The sequence below is a fragment of the Actinoplanes awajinensis subsp. mycoplanecinus genome (assembly GCF_001509495.1).
Lineage (GTDB): Bacteria > Actinomycetota > Actinomycetes > Mycobacteriales > Micromonosporaceae > Actinoplanes > Actinoplanes palleronii.
This window is the reverse complement of sequence record NZ_LLZH01000339.1, coordinates 12,468-37,433: the sequence shown is the minus strand read 5'-3', so window position 1 is coordinate 37,433 and position 24,966 is coordinate 12,468. Positions and strand designations below refer to the sequence as shown.

The window sequence follows — 24,966 nt, the reverse complement described above, 5'->3', positions numbered from 1 at the left end:
AATCACCTCCACTACCGGCCGGCAGGTCGGCCTGCTCAATCCCAATCGTTGATCGATCTCCGCGGGTTGCTGAATCGCGAGGCGAACTTCGCGGTGAACAGGTCGGCGCCCTTGCGTTCGTAGACCATCTGCGCCGTGGCCGGGGCAGCGCCGTCCGGGGTGGGGAGCTGGCCGGCTCCCCCGTGCGTGCCCAGCGGGAGCAGGATCCTGCGCTCGGCCGTCGGCGACCAGACGGTGCCCGGTTGGTCGCCGGCGAGCTGGGCGGTGATGTTCTGCACCACGACCTCGGCATGGGTCATCGCGTAGGACGCCATTTTGGGATCGGGCAGAGCGGCGATGTCGCCGATCGCGTAGACGTGGTCGTAGCCCTGGACGTTCAGGCGCTCGGTGACCGGGACGGTCGCCTGCTCGGTCAGTGGCGTGAGCGTCCCGTCCGCCAGGTAGTCGGTGTTGGTCCGGACGCCGAAAGCGCGGAACCAGATGTCCGCCACGATCTCGTCGCCGCGGTCGGTGGTGACCGCGACGTGGCCGGCCCGGCCGGCGTCGATCGTCGGTAGCGCGGTCAACCCGGTGCCCAGGTGCAGCTCGACACCGAGTTTGTCCAGCTGGCGGCGCAGGTCGTCCTGCACCTCGGGCAGAAAGCCGGGTAGCAGCTGATCGGTCCGGTCGACGACGATCACCTGCTTGTCCGGCCAGACCTCCTTGATCTCCCCGGCGAGTTCCAGGCCGACCGGGCCGGCGCCGAGGATGAGGACGCGGTGGGTGCCGGCCAGCTCCTGGTGAGTCTCGCGGAGATCGCCCAGCTGCTCGGCGATGCTCGTTGAGCCATGGTGCGGCTTGGCCGGATAGGTGTAGCCGGAACCGGTGGCCAGCACGAGGTAGTCGGCCTCGACCCGCTCACCCGAAGCGAGCGTCACGCCGCGCGGGTCCACCGAGGCAGCCCGGTCGCGGAGCACCCGTCCTCGTTCGAGCAGGGTCGCGAACGAGAAGAAGGCGTTGGGCGCCCAGTCCGGCTGGGTCAGCGCCCGTAGCGACGCTGCCGCGTTGACGAACGCCTCCCGGGGGTCGATGAGGATGACGTCCGCGTCGGCGTCCAGCGCCTTGGCGACCAATGATCCTGCGTAGCCTCCGCCGACGACCACTACCGTGCGATTCACAGCTACTCCTTGCTGCAGCGCAGTGAAGTTGACGCGACAACTCTAGCTCGCAAAGTTGTCGCGTCAACTCCCCACCGATAGGGTTTCGCCATGACGAAGCCCCTGGAGCCGGCGGAGTGGGAGCTCTGGCACATCTGGATGCAGGCGCAACGCCTGCTGGCCCGCGAGCTGGACCGGCACCTGCAGCAGGACTACGGCATCTCCAAGGCTGAGTTCAGCGTTCTCGTGTCGCTGCACCAGGCGGCCGGTGGCCAGTTGCGCGTCGGCGAGCTCGCCGAGTCGCTCGCCTGGGACAAGGGTCGTGTCGCCCACCAGCTCACGCGGATGGAGGGCCGCGCACTCGTGAAGCGGATCGACAACGGGTCCACCGGCCGCCGGATCGGGGTCGGACTGACACCCCAGGGCCGCAGCGCCGTCCAGAAAGCCATCCAGGGCCACGAAGGCAACATCCGCCGATACTTCTTCGACCAGCTCACGCCCGAGCAGGCCGCAGTCATCCAGGTGTGGAGCCGGCAGGTGGTCGACCGGATCGAAGCGTCCGGCGACGAAGCCGCCGAGGACGCCGGCTGACGGCGGCAGCGGGTTCGACTCCGACGTCACGGTGGTCGATGCCGACGATTTTCTTGACGATCTGATCAGTACGGACGAGCCGCGCGACCGGGGGCTGCACGCCCTGGCGGGCCGATCCGTCAGACGGGGTCAAGGACGGCGGCTGAGCCACGCGGCGTGCGCGCGGGGTGCGCCATGAAGTGCAGCAGGGTGCGGCCCCGATGGTCGCGGGTGTGCGCGGAGACACCGGCATCGAGCAGCATCAGCACGCCCTCGGTGTCGCCGTGCAGCGCGAGCCGCATCAGTTCGCGGCGCTGCTCGGTCAGCCGGCGCGGCAGCCGGGCCTGGCGGGCCGAGCGGACGGGCGGGGCCTGGGGGACGACGGGCGTCGCGGGCACGGCCGCCGCCCCCGGATCCGGGAAGCCGGTGTCGTCGCCCGGGGAACGGGGCAGTCCGGCGGGACCGTTCTCCATGGCGGTCTTGGCGGCGAAGCAGCCGCTGCGGCTGCCGCCGAACGTGACAAGCATGGTTTCGCGCTGTTGCTCCTGCGCACTGTGCGGAATGTGTACGCGCCCGCCCTGCCAGCGGACCTCGTGCCAGACGCCGCCGCAGCGCACCCGCACCGGGTCCACCGGCGGGCGGCCGGGACGCGGTGGACCGGCCGGTGACACGGTGGCCGACGGGAACAGCGCCGCGTGGATCAGCGGGTGCAGATGGTCCGGGTCGATGAGTCCGAGACGGATCAGCAGGGCGTCGAGCGGCAGGCCGAGACGTTCCAGCGGGACGTAGGCGTCGCGCGGTGTGTAGGTGTAGAAGTCCATGGTGAGCCGTCCACCCCCGGCCGGGGTGAACGACAGGTAGGACTGGTCGCGCCACCCAGCGACGACCTGGCCCGGGGTGGTGGCGGCGTCACGGACCGCGCGGACGATCTCCGGCAGCCGATACCAGAAGCCGAGGGCCATGAACCGGTTGATCTGTACCCGCCGCTGCGGGACGTCGACTCCCAGCTCCGCCCACGCCCGCACGAACCGTTCGGTGGCCGGTACGGGGGCTGCCGACGGCGAGGATCAGGTCGTCGCGGTAGCGGGCCAGGACCGACAGGCGACGTGGCGACAGCGCGGTGTGGCCGGTACTCGGGCGCCGGGGCAGGTGCCAGCGCAACAGATCCGGGGCGAAATGGCGCAGATCTTGCTCGACACGGCCGGCTGCCGTCGTACCAAATCGGCTTTTGATTGTGGAAAAGTCGAGATCAACCGCGACGTCGGCGGCGGAGCAGGCACCCCGCCAGTCACCGGCGAGGCGGCGTTCGGTCGCCCGGTGGATCATCGGGGCGGGCACCGCGTAGCGGCGGACGGTGCGCCAGCCCCGCGCGTCGGCGTCAGTCAGGATCACCGCAACAAACTAACGCTGCGAAGTGCGGGACGACGCCAGTCATCCGCTGGGTATGAGGCGGGCCGCCCGGCGGGAGCCGACGCTTGCCGCATGACCGGCTACCCGCTCATCGCCGACCACGGCCTCATCGGAGATCTTCAGACGGCGGCGCTGGTCGCCACGGACGGGACCGTCGACTGGTTCTGCGCTCCCCGGTTCGACTCGCCGAGCGTCTTCGGCGCCCTGCTCGATCACGAGCGCGGCGGGCACTGCCGGGTGCGCCCCACCGTGGACGTGTTCACCACGAAGCAGCTCTACTTCCCGGACACCGCGATCCTGGTCACCCGCTTCATGACCGAGGCCGGCGTCGGCGAGGTCATCGACTTCATGCCGGCTGCCGGCGGCGAGGTCGCCTCGGGCACCCACCGGCTGGTCCGCATCATGCGCTGTGTCCGGGGCCGGATGACGTTCGCGATCGAGATCGCCCCGCGGTTCGACTACGGACGCGAGCCGCACGAGACCCACGTGGCCGACGACGGCGTCGTCTTCCAGGGCAGCCGCACCTCGATGACGGTGAACCTGGTCCGGGAACCCGACGACGACCGCCGGGCCCGAACCCTGCTGGACGCCGACGGCGACCTGCACGCCGAGCTGTCGCTGGAGTCGGGGCAGATGCGCGGCATGGTGCTGGAGACCGGTGTCGCCGGGCCCCTGCGCCCGGTCCGGGTGGCGGAGGCCCAGCTGCTGTTCGACGAGACGGTCGCCTTCTGGCGGGCCTGGCTGCGCAAGTCCACCTACTCCGGGCGCTGGCGCGAGATGGTCAACCGGTCGGCGATCACCCTCAAACTCATGACGTACGCGCCGAGCGGCGCCCTGATCGCGGCACCGACCGCCGGGCTGCCCGAGCAGATCGGCGGCGAACGCAACTGGGACTACCGCTACACCTGGGTGCGCGACGCGTCGTTCTCGGTGTATTCGCTGCTCGGCCTGGGGTTCACCGAGGAGGCGGCGGCGCTGGAGCGCTGGCTGGGGGACCGGGTCGACGAGGGCCGGGATGCCAAGAACGGCAGCGGTCCACTCCAGATCATGTACCGCGTCGACGGCTCCGGCGATCTGACCGAGGAGGTGCTCGACCACTGGGCGGGCTACCGCGGATCGTCGCCGGTCCGCATCGGCAACGCCGCCTCCGACCAGCTGCAACTCGACATCTACGGTGAGGCGCTGGACAGCGTCTACGCCGCCGACCAGAACGGGGTCGAGGTCGGCCACCAGGGCTGGAAGCGCATCGGTGAACTGCTCGACTGGGTGAGCGAGAACTGGGACCAGCCCGAGGAGGGCATCTGGGAGACCCGCGGCGGACGGCAGAACTTCACCTACGGCCGGCTGATGTGCTGGGTCGCCCTGGACCGCGGCATCCGCCTGGCGACCAGGCACGGGCGCCCGGCCTCGCTGCAACGCTGGCAGCAGGAACGCGACGCGATCTACCAGCAGATCATGGACCGCGGCTGGAGTCCGACCCGGCGGGCGTTCCGGCAGCACTACGACACCGACGTGCTCGACTCGTCGCTGCTGCGGATGTCCACGACCGGTTTCATCACCCCGACCGATCCGATGTGGCTCTCCACGCTGCAGGCGATGGACGCCGAACTGGTCACCGACAGCCTGATGTACCGCTACGACCCGTCGGCGTCACCGGACGGTCTGCGCGGCTGCGAGGGGACGTTCTCGCTGTGCACGTTCGCCTACGTCACCTCGCTGGCCCGGGCCGGCCAGCTCGACAAGGCCCGGGTGACGTTCGAGAAGATGCTGACGTACGCCAACCACGTCGGTCTCTACTCCGAGGAGATCGCGCTGACCGGCGAGCAGATCGGCAACTTCCCGCAGGCGTTCACCCATCTCTCCCTGATCGACGCCGCGATCACCCTCGACCGTCTGCTCGACCGTTCCCCGGCCGCTGATGAGATCGGCTGAGCTGCGCCCGGCCGCACGGCACGCGCCGATGCCGGGTTGGCGGGAGCGCTACGTCACGGTGCAGGGACGGCGCGTCTTCGTACGCCTCGGGCCGGACGTCCCGGGCACGACGCCGCTCGTCCACGTGCATGGTTTCGCGGTGTCCGGGACCTACCTGATGCCGACCGCCGCAGCGCTCGCCCACCGGGCCACCAGCCTGGTCCCGGACCTGCCCGGCTACGGCCGCAGCCACGGGTGGGGTCACGTGCTGGGCATCTCGTCGCTGGCCTGGGCGCTGCTCGAGACACTCGACGCGCTCGGGCTCGCCCGGGCGACCCTGATCGGCAACTCGATGGGCGCACCGGTCTGCCTGGAGGTCGCGCACAGCGCCCCCGACCGGGTGGCCGGCATCGTGCTGGCCTCGCCGGCCGGCGGCGTGCACAACCAGCCGCTCGTCCGCGCGCTCGGCCAGCTGGCGCGCGACGCCTGGCGGGAGAGCCCGGCGATGGTCCGCGTCGTGGTGCCGGACTATCTGCGGTTCGGGCCGATGAACGCGCTGCAACTGTTCAGCGAGCTGATGCGGTTCCCGTCTCTCGAACGCGTTCTGCGTACTCCGGTGCCCACCCTGGCCGTGCTCGGCTCCCGCGATCCGCTGATGCCGCCGCTGCAGCGGGTGCGGGAGGTGGGCCGGCTCGCGCCACCGCAGGTGACGATCGCGGTCATCGACGGCGCGGCCCACGCGATGAATTTCAGCCATCCCGGCGAGCTCGCCCACCTCATCGGCTGCTGGCTCGACGGGCGCGACATCACCGACGACCCGGATCAGCCCGGCCTCACCCAGGTCCTGCGCCTGGACATCGGCGACTGACCCGGCCCGTATCTCACCCCTGGCGGGCGGTGCCCGGACGGCCGCGCCGGTCCAGAGTGGCAGCGAGTACACCTCGATCGCAGGGAGTACCGATGGACAACACCTACCCGTACCAACCGGCCCGCGTCGCTACCGAAGGCCACACCCTGTTCGCCCGCACGATGGGCTACGTCTCGGCCACCACCGGCCTGTTCGCCCTCGGCGCCTACCTCGGCCGCAACCTGCCCGGGGGCGTGGCCTTCCTGGCCTACCTCGCGGCGTTCGCCGCCCTGATCGCCATGCAGTTCACCGTGCGCCGGTCACCGCAGGCCACGGTCGCCCTGCTCGCCGCGTTCGGGCTGCTGATGGGCGTCGCGGTCGCGCCGACGCTGGTCTACTACGCCAGCACCGACCCGCAGGCGCTCTGGCAGGCCGGCGCCGCCACCGCGCTGTTCGTCGCCGGGTTCGGGGCGGCCGGATTCGCCACCCGCCGCGACCTCACCGCGCTCGCCCGGATCTGCTTCTGGGCCCTGGTGGCACTGATCGTCTTCGGCATCGTGCTGATCTTCGTGAACATCCCGAACGGCGCGCTGATCTACTCCGTGCTCGGCCTGGTGATCTTCGCGGGTTTCATCATGTTCGACTTCCAGCGACTTCGACGCTCGTCGGACGTCGCCTCCGCACCACTGCTGGCGGCATCGATCTTCCTCGACATCCTCAACGTCTTCCTGTTCTTCCTGCGGATCTTCCGGGGCGGCAACCGCTGACCCCGGCCTGACCGCCGGCGCGCGGCCGGGGCTGCCCTCTGGCGCTGCCGCGCGCGGTCAGTGGATCGTCCATAGCGGAGGGCCACCGGCTCGACAATCCGCCGATCGAGCTATCACGGGCGAGTGACGCTTCCGCTACCTTCTGTGCTTTCGGTGGCCGTGGGCGGCCGCTCCCGATGAGACACAGGAGGGTCTCATGCCTATTACCGTGACACTGAAGCAGCTCGACGCTCTGTCCGCCACGAAACCGGCGAACAACCCCGCGCTGGAAGACGTCTTCGACGACTATGTCGTGCTGCGCGAGGTGCTGGCCCGGTACCTCACCGCCCCGGACCTGCGGGATCGCCACGAGTTTCTGATCGACCTGACCGAGCTCGGCACCGATTGGATCAATCGGCATGCGGCCTTCCACGACACATCGGCGGAGGGAAAGGTCTGGTCCGCCCTGGTGAAGCGGCGCAGAGATCGGAGACCGAGATGCTCGAACTGGGCGGCCTGCACGGCGCACTCGCGATCTCGGGTCTGCGCAAACTGCCCTTGTACGACAAGGACGTCTACCGCGGCATGGCCTTCACTCCCGCCGAGTGGGCGGAGAAGTCGAAAGAGTACGTGGTCGGGCAGCCGTTCACGCTGAAGACGATCACCAGTACCAGCACCGCCCCGGGCGTGGCGGTGGACTTCATCACCAGAATCGCGCCGGGCAAGAACGCCGCCCGCACGGTCGGCGTCCTTCTCAACCTGCACGACGCCGGCGGACACGACACGCTCGCTCTCAACGCGAACGAGATGGAGGTCATGCTGCTGCCCGGCACGCAGCTGTGGACCGAGTCGGTGTCGGCCCCGGCCGCCAACCAGCCGTGGTACGAGATCGTGGCCGGCGGGAAAGCTCCGGCCTGAGGACGGGAACCCACGACCCGGGCCCGGGCCCGAGAAGCCCGGCGACACGCCGAGAAAATCTGTGGCCCAAATGCTAGATATTCTGGCGAGGACTGGTTAGTGTTCTTCTTGTCGAACACAGAGATCGCTGAAGACGCAGACGATCGGACTGAGCGTCAAGCAGGGCCCGGCACCACGTCGTGGCTCGCTCGGTCCAGTGATTGAGTACGACGCAAGGCAGGTAAGACCCTGACGTAAGTCCAGGTCAGGGCAGATCTGGTGGGGCCGATGCAAGTTCAGGGCCGCACGGGAAAGACCGCCTGTCGCACGTGCCCGGGGCCATGAAGTCGCGTGGGGTTCCGGCACCGGCGGGCAGCAGTATCGGAAGAAGAGGAAAGGGAGGGCTGGACACCGTTGGATCGCCCGCTTCCAGAGCGCAGTTCACGTCTGGGGCGGACACCGAGTTTCCATCGTACGAAAGGTGGTCTCCGGTCACGCTTACGCGATCCTCGCACCGCACGCTGCTCATGGCGGCCGGTGTGGAAACGACAAGCCGACGACCCTGTCGGTGAATGGTGGTTCGACCTGTAAACCCGGGCCCCGGCGCATCAGCGCCGGGGCCCTCGTCCATGCCCTGCCCGACGACAGCTGCGGGTTTCACCGCTTCGTGTCGCGCCCCCACTCCAGGGTCACGGTGAAGTTCGCCTCGGCCGCCGACTTGGCCAGCATCACGCCCAGTTCCCCGGAGACCTTCACCTGCATCTGGACGATCACCTTGTCCGGCGCCGTCGGCATGCTGGTCAGCCGGTTGATCGCCATCTCGCCGAAACGCCGGATCTGATCGATCGACTCCTCGACCCGGCCGGCCAGCCGGCGGGCGTCGTCGGCGCGCCCGACCGGGCGAGGGTCGGCCGCGAACGGCGAGCCGTTGGTGGGGCCGGGCCCGTCCGGCTGAACGGCGAGCAGCTCGCCGTTGCCGTACATCAGGACGCTGACCTGCTCGGGCATGAGTTCTCCTACTGGTGGTTGGGGTCGGCCGGGATCGGCGGGGTGATGGTCAGCGTGGTGCCGGTCAGGGTGGCGGTGTGCCGGCGCGACGGGGCGCTCGGGCAGCACTGGGCGTCGCTGCCGGCGTACTGCGGCAACTCCAGCCGCACCGACGTGCCGTCCTGGCCGAGGATCTCGTACCGACCGCCGTGCGTGGTGCCGGCCAGCCGGCCCTCGTCGAAGAAGAAGACCTGCTGATAGCCGCCGTCAGCGCTGCCCGTGCCGACCGCGAGGAACGCCCGCAGCGGCCCGGGCGGCACGGTCGCGGGCTTGTCCGCGGTGAACCCCTTGCGGCGGATCTCGGCCAGCACGGTCCGGTAGTCGAACGGGACGCCCGACGCCGGTGCGGCGCTGGTCTGCACGCCCCAGCCCGGAGCCCGCCGTGGCGCCGGTTCGGCCTTCGCCGACGAGCAGCCGGCCAGCGCCAGCGCCACGCTCAGCAGGGATCGACCAGCCAGGGCACCGGGCCGAGACGCTCCCGTGCCCGGTCCTGATCGGACGTGGTCATCGCGCACAGCTGTTGCCTCCATAGGTCGACGTCGGTCGGGTACACCTCGACCGCACCGTGGCGCACCACGGCGAACCGCTTGCGGTCGTGGGTGAGCAGCACGTGCCGGGCCTCACCGGGCACGCGGGCGGAGCCGTCGGCCGGCCACAGCCGGTCGAGGTCGGGTGACAGCCCCCAGCCGGCGAGCACCTGCGGCCAGCCGGCCACCGAGTCCGCGTCGTCCGAGGACAGCGGGCGCGAGGTGAACTGGCCGACCGCGCCGGTCGCCTCGGCCGGTGCGGCCGGCGGGTCCCGGTCGAGCACGTCCCGGCCGAGATCGACCTCGTCGGTGCCGCCCTCGCCGATCACGACCGCACGGTCCGGTGACGGAAAGACCACGTTGCGGGTCTCACCGCCGGACATCGGGCCCCAGGCCGGGCCGGTGGTGCCGCGGTCGACGTCGAGCAGCTGGAACCCGGAACCGTCCGGGGCGACCACCGCCACCTGGCTGGATGCCGGCCTGGCCGCCAGCACGGTGGTTCCCGACTCGCTGCGCCCCGCCGCGGACGACAGGGTCAGGTGCCGAGGCGGCGCACTGCCCAGCCTGGCCGGATAGATCAGAAGATCATCATTCGATCGTACGACGATCCGCCCGTCCCCGAGCACGGTGAGCGCCGAGCGCGCCTCCCCCGGATCCACCTCGGCGGTGACCACGGCTGTCCCGGCGCGCCGCAACCCGGGCAGCTCGTAGCGGCTGACCTCGAAGGTGGCCGCCTTACCGGGCCGGGCCAGCAGCGCCACGAACGAGCCGTCCGGGGCCATCTCGGCCGTCCCCCGGTCCCCCGGCGTGCCGGTCTGGTCCACCGTCACCGCCGCCCGCGCGGAGCCGTCCGGGTTCAGCAGCTCCAGCACGTTGTCGTCGTGCAGCGCGAGCAGGGTCCCGTCCGGGCGGAACCGGGCGAACGAGATCTCCGCCGTGCTGCGGGGCGGCCGGGCCGGTGGCCGGATCACCCGCACCACCCCGTCGCCGGCCGCCGCGATCAGGTCACCCACCGCGTAGGGGCCGTCGGCGTCCGGGCGCCCCGGCGCCTCGGCGAGCTGCCGCGCCCCGTCGAACAGGAAGATCCGGTGCATCGTCGGGAACCCGGTGCCGACCTGCTCCCCGGTCACGTTGTCGACGCAGAGCACCCGCCGGCCGCTGACCGCCGCGGTCAGGCGCCCGCACCGGCCCTGGACCACGGCCGGGTACCGGCGGCGGGTCACCGGGTCGAGCAGCTGCTGAGAGTTGTCCTGGAAGTGGGCCAGCAGGGTCGGTGTCCCGAAGACCACGTGGTCCGGTGACGCGGCGGGGCGCATCGCTCGCACGGTGCTGGTGCCGGGCTTCCACAGCAGCGGTTCGAAGCCGTCCGACAGGCCGTCGCCGTCGGTGAGCCCGGCCACGACCCAGCCGCCGGGGCTGAAGCCGAGGTGCTCGATCGGGAACGGCACCCCACCGCGCAGAGTCCGGTTCCAGATCGTGCCGGAGCTCAGGTCGACGACGCGTACGGCGCGGGACCGGTCGGCCACCGCGGCCAGCCGGTGTCGCGTGCCGTCGAAGGCGAGCGCGTGCACCGCGGTGCTCTCGCTGTCGGTGCTGGCCGGCCCGGTCAGGCGCCGCACCACCGCCCAGTCGGCCGCCGCCCGGACGGTGATCTGCCCGGTCCGGTCCCCGGTCGCCACCAGCGTCCCGGCCGCGGCCAGCGCCGTGACCCCGGTCTCGTCGACCACCCGGCGCGGACCGTCCGGGCCGATCCGCCAGCCGGTCAACCGGCCCGCGGTGTCGGCGATCAGCACCAGGTCCCCGGCGACGGCCAGCTGTGCGACCGGGCCGGTGACCGGCAGCAGGGCCGTCGTGCCGGCGTTGTCGAGCAGGTCGTCGAGCACCGGCCGGATCGTGTCGGTGCGGCCGCGGGCCCGGGCGGCGGCCAGCTCCAGGATCGTCCGGGTCGCCTCGTCGGTACGGCCGATCTGCGCGGCGGTGCGCTGCAACCCGTCGGCGGTGCGGTCCCGGGCCACCGGGAACAGCACCGTGACCGCGGTGACCAGCAGCAGTACCGCCCCGGCGGCGCCGGCGGCGACCGTGCGCCGGACCCGGCGCTGCCGCTGCTCGTGGGCCAGCGAGGCGCGGACGAACTCCTGCTCCACCGCGGACAGGTCGCCGGGGCGCTCGTGCAGCCAGCCGCGCGCCGCCCGCAGCATCACCCCGCTGAGCAACGCGTCCTTGGCCCGCCCGGCGATCCAGTGGCGCAGCGCGGACTCCAGCTCGGCGTGCCACCGCCGGAACGCCCGGTCCGCGGCGATCCAGTCGCGCAGCCGCTGCCAGTGGATCAGCAGCGCGTCGTGGGCGAGCCGCACGCTGAGCTGCCCGTCACGCTCGCTGACCGTGATCAGGCGTTCGCCGGCCAGGCGCTGGGCGACCGGCCAGTAGCCGGGTGGCAGGTCCTCGACCGGCACGGTGGCCCGGGTGTCCTGCAGCGCGTCGTCGCCGACCCGGACGAGCCGGGTGAGCAGCCGCGGCGCGATCCGGCGCAGGTCGGTGCCGAGCCGTCGCAGGGCCTCGTCGCCGATCCGGGTCAGGATCCGGGCGACCCCGCCCAGCCGGAAGTAGTCGTCCGGACCGATCGGCGAGTCGGTGGCCCGCTGCCACAGTTCGCCGGCGGTGAGCTCGATCAGGGGCAGCAACTGCCCGGGTACGCCGTCGGTCGCGGCTGTGGCGTCGGCGACGATCCGGGCGACGGTCTCCGGGGCGAACCGTACGTAGCCGCTGAGCTCGGCCGGGCGCCGGATCGCGGTGGCGAGCTGCTCGGGCCCGAGCGGCGCGAGCACGAACGGCTGCTCGACCAGCGGCGCGGGCAGGTGGGTCGTGGCCATCGGCAGGTAGTCGTGGCGGACACAGGCGAGCACGCGCATCCGGTACCCGCCGCCGACGGGCCGGTCGGCGGTGTGCGGCAGCAGCAGTGCGAGCAGCTCACGTGCCGTCGCGGGGTCCTGGACCAGCAGCTCCTCCAGCTGGTCGATGATCACCACGAGTGGGGCCGGCAGCGCGCTCAGCACGTGGCCGAGGCCGTCGTCACTCAGCAGCCCGGCCAGGCGGGCCGCCGTTTCGGGGCCGGATCCACCGGTCAGCGGCAGCAGCGCGTCGGCCAGCCGCGCCGCGCTCGACAGCGCCGGGGCGCCGGCGTCGACGTACGAAACAAGGTGATTTTGATCTTTGAGGGTGGGCACCAGGCCTGCCCTGACCAGCGACGACTTGCCGACACCGGGCCCGGCCAGGACCAGGGTGACCGGATTCGCCCGCACCCGGGCGGTGAGCAGGGCGGTCTCCCGGTCCCGGCCGAAGAACCACTCGCGGTCCGCCTCGTCGAAACAGTGCAGGCCCCGGTACGGCTGCGGGGGCCGGCAGGCCTCGGTCAGCTCCGGCCACATCCGGTGGATCTCGCTGAACGGCAGCGCGTAGGCGGTCTGCCAGCCCAGCCCCTGCTCGCTGCTGAGCACGATCCCGAACGCGGCCCGATGCGCGGGCGCCCACAGCGGGCCGCCGCTGTAGCCGGAGACCACGCCCATGCGCGAGCGCGGGTCGACACCGAGCTGGATCAGCCCGCCCGCGGTCACTCCCTGGCAGGTGGTCTCCAGCCAGAACCCGGCCTCCCGGTTCTCCGGCACGCCGAACAGCCGGAACGTCGTCCCGGCGGGCGGCACCGTGCGCAGCACCGGCGCGGGTCGCACCCCGGCCGGCGGTTCGCTGTCGAGCACCAGACCGGCGAGGTCCCCGGTGAGCTGCGGGCGTTCGGGGGCGAAGAACCGCACCCGGGCGACCCGCTCCTCCCCCGGTGCGACCAGCGGGAAGTCGATACGGACCGGGTCGCCGTCGCGCGGCTCGCGGCCCAGCGCGAAGCTGACGTTGTGCCCGGCCGTGACCACGTGCCGAGCCCCGACCAGCACGGCCGCGCCGACCGGCACGCCGTCGCGTTCCCGCAGCACCCGGACCACGGCCACCTGGCTGGGCTCGCGCAGCAGCCGGGTCACCGGTGGCACTCGGCGGCGTCGCTCGTTCTGGACATCGCGTCCCAGGATCGGGCGGAGCCGAGATCCACTCAAGACACGCGGTGCGCTTTACCCCGATCGTGCGGGCGCGCGCCCGGGACGCCGGCCGCGGTCAGCTGACCCGGGGCCGCAGGCCGGATCCGGGTTCTGCCGTCAGGCCGGGGACCTGGGCGAAGCGGCGCACCGCCGCCGCGCCCACCGTGGCGCGGGCCGTGCCGGTGAGCCAGCGGTCGGCGGCGCGCTGCAGCTCGGCGATGATCACGTCGCTGCCGAGCGGGTCCGGGTCGGCGCCGGGTGGCAGGTGGCGCAGCAGGAGCCGGCCCCGGGTCTCCGCGGCCTGCGGCATCGTCGTGAGCACCTCGAACCGGCTGCCGGGCGGGAAGATCACCCGGTGGTCGGCGTGGTGCTCGTCGACCGGTTCCAGCGGTTCGGTGGCCGCGGCGCCGGCCGCCCAGATCAGCACGTCGACCGTCCCGGGCAGCACCGCCGGAACGGTCAGCGCCTCGGTGAAACCCCAGTCGGTGAGCACCGGCCGCGTCGTGATCCACTCCAGCTCGGTGGCGTTGAGGTCGGCGCTGAGCATGGCCGGGCCGTGATGCTCGGGCATCTTGGTCAGGCCGCTGGCCACGCAGCGGGCGAACGGCAGGTGCGGGCCGATCGCGCCGCCGTGCAGGGTCTGGCTGACCCCGATGCCGAACCCGGTCAGGTACATCCGCACCGCGGCCAGGTCGGTGATCAGGCCGTCCTCGGCCTGGAACCCGGAGTAGCGGGCGAGCACCTGTTCCACCTCGGTGCGCGCGCTGCGGTAGCGCGAGGTGAACGTCTCGCCGAGCCACACCCGGTCGGCGGCGACCGCCTCGGTGCCGGCCACCGCCCGCGCCGCCGGATCCGGGGTGGCCTGGAAGAAGCCGTTCGGGACCACCGGCGCCGGCGCGGCCGCGGGCACGGCCGGACGCGCGACCGGCGGCAGCACCCGCACCTGCTCGGTGATCTGCTCGAGCACCGGGGCCGGCGCCACGATCGGCAGCTGCATGGTCGGCTCGGCCAGCGCGGACACCGGCGCCGCCGGGGCCGGCGCCACGACCGCCGCCGGGGCCGCGACGACGACCGGGGCCACCACCGCGGGGCGCAGCGGCGCGAGGTCGAAGGCCGGGCTCTCGATCGCGGCGAAGGCCACCGGTTCGGCCATCGGCGCGGTGACCGCGGCCACGAACTCGCCGACCGGCGCGCCGCTCGACGCGGTCAGGAAACCGGCCCGCTGCTGGGTCGGCGCGTCCAGCCGGGACACCAGGTCCTCGGCCAGCTGCCGCAGCCGGGCCACCTGGGCCGGGTCGGCGTCGTCGACGAGCACCTCGAAGCGGTCCGGGTCCAGCGCCCGGGACCGGACCGCGGCCGCGTGCCCGGGCAGGTCGTTGCCACGGATCCACAGGCCGGACTCGACGATCTCGACGACCGCGTCGCCGGCGTACTGGAACTGCAGCGCCCCGAGCGGGTCGCCCAGCTCGGCGGTGGCGCGGTGCGCGACGATCTGCGGCGGCGCGCTGGCCTGCGGGGAGAAGCGCACCTCGCGGGCGAACGTCTGCCAGCCGGGTTGCCCGTCGGTCGCGGTGGTGTGCATCAGCGCCTCGTCCGGGCGGCCGGTGGGCACGCCGGTCAGGCACACCACCGGCGCGCCGAGCAGGTCCGCCAGGGCCTGACCGAAGCTGACCCCCTCGCCCAGGCGCACGTCGCCGTACTGCACGAACCGGGCCCGGCTGCGCGCCTGGTCACCGAGCAACCGCCAGAACCGGGCCACGTCGTCGAGCGCGAGCGCCGGCGCACCGGGGCTGCCGATCACCACGGTGACCTGGTCGGGATCGCAGGCCATCGACGTGGTGAGCCATGCGGCGTACGCGGCGGCCTCGGCGCCGGTGTGGTGCAGCCACACCCCGCCGGGCAGCGGTTCGGCGACCCCGGCGGCGCTGGTCGGCAGCGACTCCGCGACCTGTGCGTCCCAGGCCGGTGCCGGGTGGCGTTTGCCGGTCCACTCCGGCGGGCGGCCGCGGCGGTAGCGGATCCAGCCGGACCCCTCCCCGCCGTGCGCGAAGAGCATCCCGGACTCGCTGAGGGTGACCGCGCCGTCCGGGGACAGCACGGCGCGGCCGAGCCGGTCGGCGAGGAACTGCCCGGCCAGCAGCGACGTCTCCCGCCCGGCGCCGAGGAAGATCAGGCGCAGGTCGCGGCGGGTGCCGTGCAGGGTCGCGGCGACCGCTTCCCAGAACCCGGCGGGCAGGCCGGTGTGCAGGTCGAACACCACGATGTCGTGCTGCGGGTCCGGACGCACCTCGAGGGCCAGAGTCTGCGCCTCGGGGCTGATCTCGTCGCGGGCGTGCAGCACGACAGCGTTGCCGACGACGTTGCGGGTCACCGTCGCGGGATTGAAGGCCGTACGCACTGAGGAGCTCCGCTGGTCGAGAACGAGATGGTGGGGCGACGGTGGACGGTCAGTGCAGGTTGATCTCGACCGGGCCCATCCGCTGCTCGGCCAGGCGCGAGGCGGTGGCCGCGGCGGCCCGGACCGCCTCGGTGATCGCGGTGGCCAGCCGGTCCGGGTCACGGTGGTCGAACACGGCCGGGTCGACCTGCACCGAGGTGAGCTTGCCGAGGCCGCTGGCGAGCACCGCGACCGTACCGTCGGTGGAGCGACCGGTCACCACGGCCTGCCGCAGCGAGATCTCGGCGTCGCGCATGCGCTGCTCCAACGCCCGCGCGTTGTCGAAGAACTCCTGCATATCGGGGGCCATGACGGTTCCTCTCAGCTGACGGCCGCCAGGCCCTCGGCCTGACGGGTGGCGGCGGCTGTCCCCGCCATCGGGACGTTCAGGTCGGCGACGGCCAGGGTCCGCGAGGCGGCGGTGCGGCTCAGCAGCGAGGAGAACTCGTGCGCGGCGCGGACCGTCGGGCGCGGCAGCCGACCGGCCAGCCCGGCGATCGCAGCCTGCACGTCCGGCGGCACCTCGTGGCCACGGCGCACCAGGTGCCGCACCACGATGTCACCGAGCTCGGCCTCGGAGAACGCCGGCATCGACCACTGCCGGCCGAACACCTCGTCGAGCCCGGGGATCCGCTGGCGCAGCGCGGCCAGCGCGGCGATCTCCCCGATCAGCACCACGACCGGGTCACCGGCCGCCGCCCGCAGCTGCTCCACCAGGGCCTCGACGGCCTCGTCGGCGCCCTCGCCGGGCGTGTGGTCGATCAGCAGCACCCCGCCGGCGGCGTCCTCGATCGCGGCGCGGACCAGGCTCGGGATCTGGCCCGGCCACTGCGGGGCCAACGCGCCCGCGGTGGAGACCCGGACCACCTGGCCGACGCGGACCAGGTCGAGTTCGCTGAGCGCGGCCGCGTACAGCCGGGCGACCTCGCTGCGGCCGCTGCCGGGCACGCCGCCGAGGATCACGTTGGCGTTCTTCCCGTACGCGCGGCGGCGGTTGCGCAGGTCGCACAGCTGCAGCAGGCCCGAGCCGAGCGCCTCGCGCACCGAGGTGGAACCGACCAGGGCGCAGACGCGTTTCCACGAGCGGGTCGCCTTGATCGCGCCGGCCGGGTCGGTGGCGCTGTCCGGGCTGCTGTTCTGCTCCACCGGCAGGTCGTCGAGCAGCGCGAACTCCGGCGCGACGTCCTCGCCGGTGAGCCGGTTCATCTCGGTGTCCTTGACGACCGCGCTGGTCGCCAGCCGGGAGGCCTGGTTGTTGATCATGGCTTCGAACAGTTTACGGGCGACACGGCCGTTGCCGAAGGTGGCGTTCTTCGGGACCCGCTCGAAGTACGCGGTCAGCCCGTCGACCGCGTCGTCGGTGAGCTCGTAGTAGTGCTTGGCGACCAGGTTCGAGGTGATCGTGACGAGTTCCTCGACCGAGTAGTTCGGGAACTCGATGGTGCGGGTGAACCGGGAGGCCAGACCCGGGTTGGACTCGAGGAACTTCTCCATCAGCTCGGAGTACCCGGCGACGATCACCACGAGCTCGTCGCGGTGGTCCTCCATCATCTTCATCAGCGCGTCGATGGCTTCCTGGCCGAAGTCCGGCCCGGAGCCGCCGGAACCCGCCGACAACGTGTACGCCTCGTCGATGAACAGCACCCCGCCGAGCGCCTTGGTGACCAGCTCGGTGGTCTTGATCGCGGTCGAGCCGATGTACTGCCCGACCAGGTCGGCGCGGGCCGCCTCGACCATGTGGCCCTTGGACAGGATGCCCAGTTCGGCCAGGACCGAGCCGTAGAGCCGGGCGACCGTGGTCTTACCGGTACCGGGCGGGCCGGCGAAGACCAGGTGCCGGCTCATCGGCGGCATCGGCAGGCCCATCTGCATCCGTACCTGCGACATCCTGATCAGGTTGATCAGGGCGGTGACCTCTTTCTTCACCCCGCGCAGGCCGATCAGCGCGTTGAGTTCGCGCAGCGGGCCGGCGAGTTCACCCTCCGGCTCGTCCTTGCCGGCCGGGCCGGACTCGCCGTCGCCGGTGGCCGGGCCCGACGCGGACCCGGCACGCCCGGCGGCCGGGCCACCGGATCCCTGGGCACGCCGGCCGGTGGTCACCGAGTCCAGGCTCAGCTGCGCTCCGGTGCCCCGGTGGATGTCCTCGCCGGTGCTGTCCTGCACGACGCAGCGGGTCACGGTGACCGGCTCGGTGTTCTCGGCGCTGATCCCGGCCGCGCCGCTGCCGAGGATCTCGCAGTCGACGACCCGGCCCCGGGCGCCGTCGGCCAGGGCGATCCCGTTGCCCTTGGCGTCGCGCACCCGGACCTGGGTGGCGGTCACCTGGCCGCCGCCGGTGACCAGCAGCCCGTCGCCGGGCGCGCCGGTGATCTCGCTGTCCTTGAGCTGCAGCTGACCGCCGTCGACCCGCACACCGCAGCCGCGGGCCACCATCGAGCTGAGCGTCAGCGACGAGCCGGTGCCGACGGTGACCGTGGCCGGCGCGCTGCCGTCGAACCGGGCGTCGCGCACGGTGCCGCGGGCCTGGCCGCTGAACTCGAGCGCGACCCCGCCGTCGACGGCCAGATCCGAGCCCTCCAGGACGGTCTCGTCGCGCACCACGACACCGGCGCCGGTCTCCACCTCGGCGCGCAGCCGGTGCAGCGTCACGGTCCCGCCGCCACCGAACACCGCCACGTTGTCCCGGGTGCCGCGCACGGTCAGACCGCTGAACGTCGGCGAGGCCTTCGCCTCGGTCAGGACCGCTATCGGGGTTCCGGTCACCGTCGTGTCGGTGAATTCCGGCTTCGCCGAACCCGTCAGGTGTACGGCGGTGTGCCCGATCCCGGTGAAGGTACAGCGTACGAAATGGGGGGTTGCATTATCCGTGATGTGGACCGCCTGCAGTGCCGCACCGCTGAACGTGGAGTCGGTGACCGTCACGTCGATCTCACCGCGCAGGAACACGTCGACGTTCGCGCTGTCGCGCACGGTCAGCCCGGTGATCCGGGCGTGTGCCTTCTGCTCCACCACCAGGGCGGGCTTGCGCGCGCCGACGATCTCGCACTGGTCCATCACCAGCCGGCTGTCGCCGTTGGCGCAGATGCTGTTGGCCGGGGTGTCGCGCACGGTGCAGCGGCGCAGGGTGAGCGTGGCGGTCTCACCGACCACGATGCCCGAGGTGGTCACGTCCTTGATCGTGGTGTCCTCGACGGTGCCGGTGCCCGAGGACATCATCACGATCCCGGCGCCGGCACTGCTGGACACCTCGCAGCGGCGCATCGCGAGCGACCCCTGCAGCCGGGCCAGCACGGTGACCCAGGAACTGCCGGCGATCGTGCAGCCGTCCAGGGCGACCTCGCCGGCGTAGACGTCGACGGCGGCGAGTTTCGGGTCGCCGCTGGACAGGGTGAGCCCGCGCAGCTGGGCGCCCTCGCCGTGCACGACCAGCACACTGCCCTGCTCGACGTGCACCTCGACCGGGCCGCCGTCCTCGGCGCTGATCGTCACCCGGTTGCCGAGCACCAGCTTCTCGGTGTACCGGCCCGGGTGCACGCTGATCGTCGCACCGGCTTCGGCCCGGGCCAGCGCCGCACCGATCGTCGGGTACGCGCCGGGCTGGCGCGAGCCCACCACCAGAACCTGTCGGCTCATCACCGGGTCACCTCCTGCCGTTCCAGGCCCGGGAGCACGTCGAAGCGTGCCCGCGCGGCCGAACCGATCCGTCGCTTGGCCGGTGCGCCGGCCCATCGTTCCAGGCTGCGATGCAACGACGTGACGGCCAGCTCGTCGAGCGAGACCCGGTCCGGGTCGACCCGGCCCTCGTCGTCGATCTCGTTGCTGCCGATCTCGCGCATCAGGATCGAGCCGCGCCCGTCGTCCGACGGCTCGCGCAACTCGAGGACCTTGAAGCTGGTGCCGGGCAGGAACACCACCCGGTCGTCGATCCGTTCGTCGTCCTGCGGCTCGAGCAGCGCGGTGCGCCGCCCGGTCATCGACCAGAGCAGCACGTCGGTGTCGCCGTCCTGCACCTCGTCCGGCTGGGTCATCGCGGTGACGAACCCCCAGTCGGAGAAGAGCCGGCGCTGCCGGTAGAGCTCCCACTCCTCGGCCAGCGGCGACATCCGGAAGATCGTGGTGCCGCGGAACGACGGCAGCCGCGACAAACCGGAGACCGCGCAGCGGGCCAGCGGCACGTGCGGGCCGTTGCGCCCGGCGCGCAGCCCGGCGTCCACACCCGGGCCGCGGGCGGACAGGAACAGCCGGACCGCGACCGAGTCGACGAGCACGTCGTCGGTGCCGTGGCCGGCGCTCTGCAGACCCGGGTGCTCCGACATGATCCGGGCGACCGAGCTGGCCATCGTGTCGAAGTCACGGCTCAGGGTGCGCCGGACCCAGACGCGCTCCTCGTCGAGGGGGCGGTTGGGCAGCAGGGCGCTGGTGGCCGGGTCGGGCACCGGCTGCTGCCGGACCCGGGGGCCGGCCGGGGCGGCGGGCGCGACCGGAGCGGCGACGACAGGCGGCGCCTCGATCTCGACCGGGCCGGGGAGGTCGACCGGGGCCGGGGCCGACGCGGCGGGCGTGGGCTGGACGGCGGGAACGCCCACCTCGACGACGGCCGAGAGCGGCACCTCGATCGGGGGCGCGACCATGCCCGGGTCGAACGGGGGTGGCGGCTCGACCGCGGGTGGTGGCTCGACCGGCGGGGGCGGTGGCGCGATGTCCACCGTGGTCGGCGGCGCCGGAGCGACCGGGGCGGCGGGGAAGTCGACCGGCGCGGCCGGCAGCTCGACCGGCTCGTCGGGAGCGACCAGTGCGACCGGCGCCGGCGGCTCCTCGACGACGGGCGCCGGTTCAAAGGCGGCCGGTTCTTCGACAACCGGCGCCGGTTCTTCGACAACCGGCGGCTGTTCAACAGCGGCCGGCTCTTCGACAACCGGCGGCGGCTCATAAGCGACCGGCGGCCGCAACAAAGCGGACGACTGCTCGGCGACAGCCAGCACCGACGGCTCCTCGACCACCGGCAACGGCAGCGGCATGCTGAACGCCTGCGAGTCGTCGAACACCGGCAACGGCCCGCTGAACGCCTGCGACTCGTCGAACACCGGCGAAGGCGCCGGCAACGGCACGCTCACACTGAACGCCTGCGACTCGTCGAAGGCCGGCATCGGCGCCCGGTACGACTGCGGCTCCGCCGCCGGAACCGGCAACTCCACCACCGTCGGCACCGTCACGTCCACCGGCGCCCGCGACGTGATCGCGTCCACGTCGGCCGCGGCGGTGGCCCGCCCGCCGCGGGTCATCTCCGGCACCAGCACCGACGCCGGCACCAGCGCGCCCGGCGCGGTCATGTCGTCGAGCCGGGCCGCCAGATCCGCGGCGAGTTCGCGCATCCGGCCGGTCTGCGCCGGCACCGAGTCGTCGAAGATCAGCGTGCTCTGCTGCGGGTCGAGCGCGGTGGCCCGGACCCGTTCGGCGTTGCCCGGCTCCTCCACCCCGCGGATCCACAGCCCGGCCTCGACCACCTCGACGACCGCGTCCGGGGCGTACCAGAACACCCGGGGCGCGATCTCGTCGGTCCAGCGCAGCGGCGCCCGGTGGCTGAGCACGACCGGGCGGCGCGGCCGCGAGTTCTTGTGCACGCGCGGCACGTAGCCGAGTTCGCGGGCGAACGGCGGCCAGCCGAGCGTCCCGTCCGGCAGGACCGTGCGCAGGTCGTACTTGTCCGGGGTGCCGACCGGGACACCGGTGTAGCAGATCACGTTCGCGGCGAGCAGGTCGGCGAGCGCCTGGCCCAGCGCCTCGCCCTCGGGCAGCCGCACGTCGCCGTACTGCACGAAGCGGGTCCGGGCGCGGGCGTCCTCGTCGAGGCCACGCCAGAACCGCACCACGTCGTCGAGCGACAGCGGCGGGGTGCCGGGGCAGCCGAGCAGCACGGTCATCACATCCGGCTGGCAGGGCACGCCGGTGATCAGGTGCTGGCGGTGGGTGGCCACCGTGGCGGTGTCGCGGGTGTCGTGGATCCAGACGCCGCCGGGCAGCGGTTCGATCTCGCCGATCGCGCTGGACGCGCGGCTGTCGACCGCCGCGAGGTCCCACAACGGCGCCGGGTAGCGCTTGGACTCCCAGGTCGGTGTCTTGCCGGGGCGGAACCGGACCCAGCCGCTGCCCGGCTGGGAGTGCACGAACAGGGTGCCGGCCGAGCCGCGGATCAGTTCACCGTCGGGCGCGATGACCGTACGATTCAGTCGCTCCGACAACCACTGCCCGGCCATCGCCGCGGCGGTGGTGGAGCGCCCGCAGGCGACCAGCCGGATGCCGCGCCGGCGGCGCGGCAGCACCCGGGCCATCGCCTCCCAGGAGTTGATCGGCATCCCGGCGCCGAGGTCGAGCACGACGATGTCGTTGTCGGCGTCGGCCACCACGGCCATCGCCAGGGTCTGCGCCTCCGCGCTGATCCGGTCGGAGCCGTGCAGCACCGTGGCGTTGCCGACGATGTGCTGCTCGACCCGGCCGGGCTCGTCGCCTTTGCCACGGAGCAGGCCACGAATCCCGTTCGCCATGTCGATCAACCTCCTGCGGGGCTGTAGATCGCCCCGCGACTCAGGGCCGGGCCGTGCGGCAGGGCCGCCAGCAGGCTTTGCGGGAACGGCACCGGGGTGCCGTCGAGGCCGAGAGCGCTCTGGCTGTCCGTGTCGGCCACCGGGTAGGCGGTGCCCGACTCGGAGAGGTAGACGACCTGGTCACGCCGGTTCTGCGGGTGCGGCACGGCGACGACGGCCATGCCGGTGCCGGGTGCGGCGAGCACCCCGGCCCGGCCGGTGGCGTCCACCCCGGAGGCACCGGCGGCGGTGAACACGATCTGGGTCTCAAAGGTGTCCTCGCCGCTGGGCCGCTGCCGCTGGCACAGCGCCGCCGAGCCGCGGTCCTGCGGGCGCATCGCGGTCAGGTCGGGCAGCCGGTCCAGCAGGGTGCGGTCGCTCGAGCGGGCCGCGCCGACCACGGCGGCGGCGTCCAGCTCGATCGGCGGGGTGGCCGCGGCGGCCGCGCCGAGCAGGAACTCGGTCGCGCTGATCGGGGCGAGGCCGTCCTTGCGCAGCACGAACAGCTGCTCCTCGCCACCGGCCGGCCGCTGGCGGAACAGCGTGCCGACCCGGCGGTGCTGCCCGCCGACCTTCGGGCCGAACGTGCCGGCGCCGGGCACCTTCGCCGGGCCGAGCGCCACGCCGTCGGGCAGCCAGTCCAGCCAGGTCTGCGGGGCGAGCATCGGCCGCACGTTGCTGGCGCCGAGCGCGACCAGCACCGAGTCGGCCTCGACCCGGAACTTGTGACCACGAATGATCAGGTATGCGACGCCGGCCGGGCTGCGGACCACGCTGAACCGGTCCTGCGGCAGCACCGCGACCGGGGTCTGCGGGTCCAGGTTGACGCCGAGCGCGGCCGGGTCGGGCTTCTCGACCAGTGAGCCGGGCAGGCAGACCAGCCACGGCCCGGCCACCCGGGTGCCGCCGGACACCGACTGCGGCCAGCCGGAGTCGCCGAGCTCGGCACCGCGCGGCACGTCCTTGATCGAGTTACGGGAGATCAGCTTGACCGTCATGGCCTTGCCGAGCAGCAGCGACGCGGTGGTCACGTTCGCCACCGGGCGCAGCGCGCCGTCGAGGTAGACGTAGCGGTTGCCGGTCTCCTTCTCCACCACGAGGTTGCCGGGTTTGCTGTACGCGGTGGAGCCGCCGGGCACGATCCAGCCGTAGACGGCGACACCGCCGATGCCGAGCGCCGCCACCAGGATGCCGAACAGCAGCCCGGTCATCGCCCGGTGACCGGGGATCTCGGCGCTGGTCGGGTCGCCCTGCACCAGGGCCGAACCGAGCCGGCCCATCATGAACTGATGGGCGTGCACGTGGTCGCGTTGGGTCTGCACGCCCGCCTACCCGAACAGTCCGCGGGCCCAGGCGTAGAGCCCGAGCGTCTGCGCCAGGATCGGCAGGATCGCGACGCCGGAGGCCACGTCGAAGAAGGTCGCCGAGTACTCCCAGAACGGCAGCATCCGCTGCGGCCACGGTCGCAGGGCGGCGAGCACCAGCGGGATCAGCAGCACGAGCAGCACACCGATCAGCGTGAACCGCCCGCCCGAGGGCATGCTGTCGGCCAGCCGCAGCAGCACCAGGACGTAGCCGGCCACACCCGCGGCGACCAGGGCGAGCCGCTGCCAGAGCCCGAAGAACGTCCGCGAGCGCAGCAGCACCGCACTCGACACCAGCAGCACCAGCGTCCAGCCGGACCAGCCGGACACCTGGTTGACGAAGTGGAACAGCACCGGCAGCAGCACCGCGGCCACCACGATCGCCACGGTCAGGTACGTCTCGGCGTTGTCGGCGCGCTCCTTGACCAGGCTCGAGTCGTCCGGCTCGATGTCATAGGCCATGTCCTCGCCGGTCTTGGGCAGCTGCGGGCCGCGCAGGCGCGACAGCTTCACCGCGAACCGGGGCGCCAGCACGATCACCGCGAACAGCACCGCGCTGGCCGCCGCCGACGTGGTCGCCGCGCTCGCGCCGGCCGCGTCGCCGAGCAGGATGGTCAGCACCACGGTCAGCGCGGTCAGCCCGACGAACAGCATCGGTGCGAACGGCATGTGCGGGGTGACGGTGCGCTGGAAGACCAGCAGCAGCGCGCTGACCGCGGTGGCGGCCACCGCGCCGGCGAGCACCGCCGGACCGGTCCAGGCCACCCCGTCGAGCTGGTCGTCGACGGCGCTGGACGCGGCGATCGCGGCGAAGAACACCGCGCCGCAGCCGAACAGCAGCGCGAAGTTGCCGTCGGTCAGCCGGCGCGCGCTGACCAGTGCGGCGGCCAGCAGCGCCAGCGACAGCACCGCGCCGCTGACGATCTGCGGCAGCAGCGGGCCGTGTGCCACCACGGCCCGGGCCACCACCAGCATCACGATCGCGGAGAGCACCAGGAACAACGGCCGGCGGTGTTCGGCCTGCCACCGGTCGGTGCGCCGGTTGACCATCGTGGCGACACCCTCGGCGAGGTCGTCGAAGTCCAGTTCGGGCAGCGGGTCCTCGGCGCGACGCAGGTACAGCTGCTCGCCCTCGATCCAGTCGAGGCTCTCCGGAGTGCCGGACAGCTCGAACGGCACCGCACCGAGCCGCTGCAGCACCCAGGGGCCCTCCGGCAGGTCACGTTCGAAGCCGGGCCCGCTGCTGGTCAGCTGCAACAGCTGCGGCAACAGGTCGGCGACCGGGATGCCGACCGGGACCGCCAGGTCCACCTGGCGGTCGGGTCCGGTCACGGTGATCCGGCAGATCTCGCCGCTCATCGCCGCGGTCATCGGGGTACCTCTTTCATCGGCGCGGGGCGCCCTGGTGCGGATC

General features: G+C 72.6%; 17 protein-coding genes. 5 read left to right on the top strand and 12 right to left on the bottom strand.

Annotation, left to right across the window (positions count from 1 at the left end):
* Positions 1-35: 35 nt before the first annotated feature.
* Complete coding sequence (locus ADL15_RS47830; RefSeq protein ID WP_067707166.1) at positions 36-1,157, bottom strand: NAD(P)/FAD-dependent oxidoreductase; 1,122 nt, start codon at positions 1,155-1,157, stop codon at positions 36-38.
* A 90-nt stretch (positions 1,158-1,247) separates the two neighbouring features.
* Here ADL15_RS47830 and ADL15_RS47825 point away from each other — a divergent pair, with 90 nt between their 5' ends.
* Positions 1,248-1,727 carry a MarR family winged helix-turn-helix transcriptional regulator gene (locus ADL15_RS47825; protein WP_067707162.1) on the top strand — a complete coding sequence of 160 codons (480 nt, stop codon included), beginning with the start codon at positions 1,248-1,250 and terminating at the stop codon, positions 1,725-1,727.
* Between the two features lie 119 nt (positions 1,728-1,846).
* Here ADL15_RS47825 and ADL15_RS47820 read toward each other — a convergent pair whose 3' ends face one another.
* Together ADL15_RS47820 and ADL15_RS53775 are read right to left on the bottom strand one after the other, a co-directional pair.
* Positions 1,847-2,668: a hypothetical protein gene (locus ADL15_RS47820; RefSeq protein WP_157442064.1), complete on the bottom strand. Its 822-nt coding sequence runs from the start codon at positions 2,666-2,668 to the stop codon at positions 1,847-1,849.
* Positions 2,616-3,098: a hypothetical protein gene (locus ADL15_RS53775; protein ID WP_157442063.1), complete on the bottom strand. Its 483-nt coding sequence runs from the start codon at positions 3,096-3,098 to the stop codon at positions 2,616-2,618. The genes ADL15_RS47820 and ADL15_RS53775 overlap by 53 nt, the downstream gene beginning before the upstream one ends.
* Before the next feature lie 90 nt (positions 3,099-3,188).
* Here ADL15_RS53775 and ADL15_RS47815 point away from each other — a divergent pair, with 90 nt between their 5' ends.
* The 4 genes from ADL15_RS47815 to ADL15_RS47800 all read left to right on the top strand — a co-directional run bounded on the left by ADL15_RS47815 (position 3,189) and on the right by ADL15_RS47800 (position 7,538).
* Positions 3,189-5,048: a glycoside hydrolase family 15 protein gene (locus tag ADL15_RS47815; RefSeq protein ID WP_067707157.1), complete on the top strand. Its 1,860-nt coding sequence runs from the start codon at positions 3,189-3,191 to the stop codon at positions 5,046-5,048.
* Complete coding sequence (locus ADL15_RS47810; RefSeq protein WP_067707155.1) at positions 5,035-5,895, top strand: alpha/beta fold hydrolase; 861 nt, start codon at positions 5,035-5,037, stop codon at positions 5,893-5,895. Before ADL15_RS47815 ends, ADL15_RS47810 begins: the two co-directional genes overlap by 14 nt.
* A gap of 92 nt (positions 5,896-5,987) precedes the next feature.
* A complete protein-coding gene (locus tag ADL15_RS47805; protein WP_067707152.1) occupies positions 5,988-6,641 on the top strand; it encodes a Bax inhibitor-1/YccA family protein in 654 nt (217 codons plus the stop codon).
* A 477-nt stretch (positions 6,642-7,118) separates the two neighbouring features.
* Positions 7,119-7,538: a hypothetical protein gene (locus ADL15_RS47800; RefSeq protein WP_067707149.1), complete on the top strand. Its 420-nt coding sequence runs from the start codon at positions 7,119-7,121 to the stop codon at positions 7,536-7,538.
* Positions 7,539-8,174: 636 nt separating this feature from the next.
* Here ADL15_RS47800 and ADL15_RS47795 read toward each other — a convergent pair.
* The 9 genes from ADL15_RS47795 to eccD form a co-directional block, all read right to left on the bottom strand.
* A complete protein-coding gene (locus tag ADL15_RS47795) occupies positions 8,175-8,525 on the bottom strand; it encodes a CU044_2847 family protein (protein WP_067707146.1) in 351 nt (116 codons plus the stop codon).
* A gap of 8 nt (positions 8,526-8,533) precedes the next feature.
* Positions 8,534-8,998 (bottom strand): LppP/LprE family lipoprotein, encoded by a 465-nt coding sequence (locus ADL15_RS47790; protein WP_067707142.1) that lies wholly within the window; start codon positions 8,996-8,998, stop codon positions 8,534-8,536.
* 2 nt (positions 8,999-9,000) lie between these two features.
* Positions 9,001-13,116, bottom strand: coding sequence for an ATP-binding protein (locus tag ADL15_RS47785; protein WP_067707139.1), 4,116 nt, complete (start codon positions 13,114-13,116; stop codon positions 9,001-9,003).
* Between the two features lie 130 nt (positions 13,117-13,246).
* Complete coding sequence (locus ADL15_RS47780; protein ID WP_067707136.1) at positions 13,247-15,568, bottom strand: hypothetical protein; 2,322 nt, start codon at positions 15,566-15,568, stop codon at positions 13,247-13,249.
* 49 nt (positions 15,569-15,617) lie between these two features.
* Complete coding sequence (locus ADL15_RS47775; RefSeq protein ID WP_067707134.1) at positions 15,618-15,917, bottom strand: YbaB/EbfC family nucleoid-associated protein; 300 nt, start codon at positions 15,915-15,917, stop codon at positions 15,618-15,620.
* An 11-nt stretch (positions 15,918-15,928) separates the two neighbouring features.
* A complete protein-coding gene (locus ADL15_RS47770; RefSeq protein WP_067707131.1) occupies positions 15,929-19,240 on the bottom strand; it encodes a right-handed parallel beta-helix repeat-containing protein in 3,312 nt (1,103 codons plus the stop codon).
* A complete protein-coding gene (locus ADL15_RS47765; protein WP_067707128.1) occupies positions 19,240-22,149 on the bottom strand; it encodes a hypothetical protein in 2,910 nt (969 codons plus the stop codon). Before ADL15_RS47765 ends, ADL15_RS47770 begins: the two co-directional genes overlap by 1 nt.
* Positions 22,150-22,154: 5 nt before the next feature.
* Entirely contained in the window at positions 22,155-23,510 is a 1,356-nt protein-coding gene (eccB, locus tag ADL15_RS47760; RefSeq protein ID WP_067707125.1) for a type VII secretion protein EccB, read from the bottom strand.
* Between the two features lie 6 nt (positions 23,511-23,516).
* A complete protein-coding gene (gene eccD / locus ADL15_RS47755) occupies positions 23,517-24,923 on the bottom strand; it encodes a type VII secretion integral membrane protein EccD (RefSeq protein WP_067707122.1) in 1,407 nt (468 codons plus the stop codon).
* Positions 24,924-24,966 lie beyond the last annotated feature (43 nt).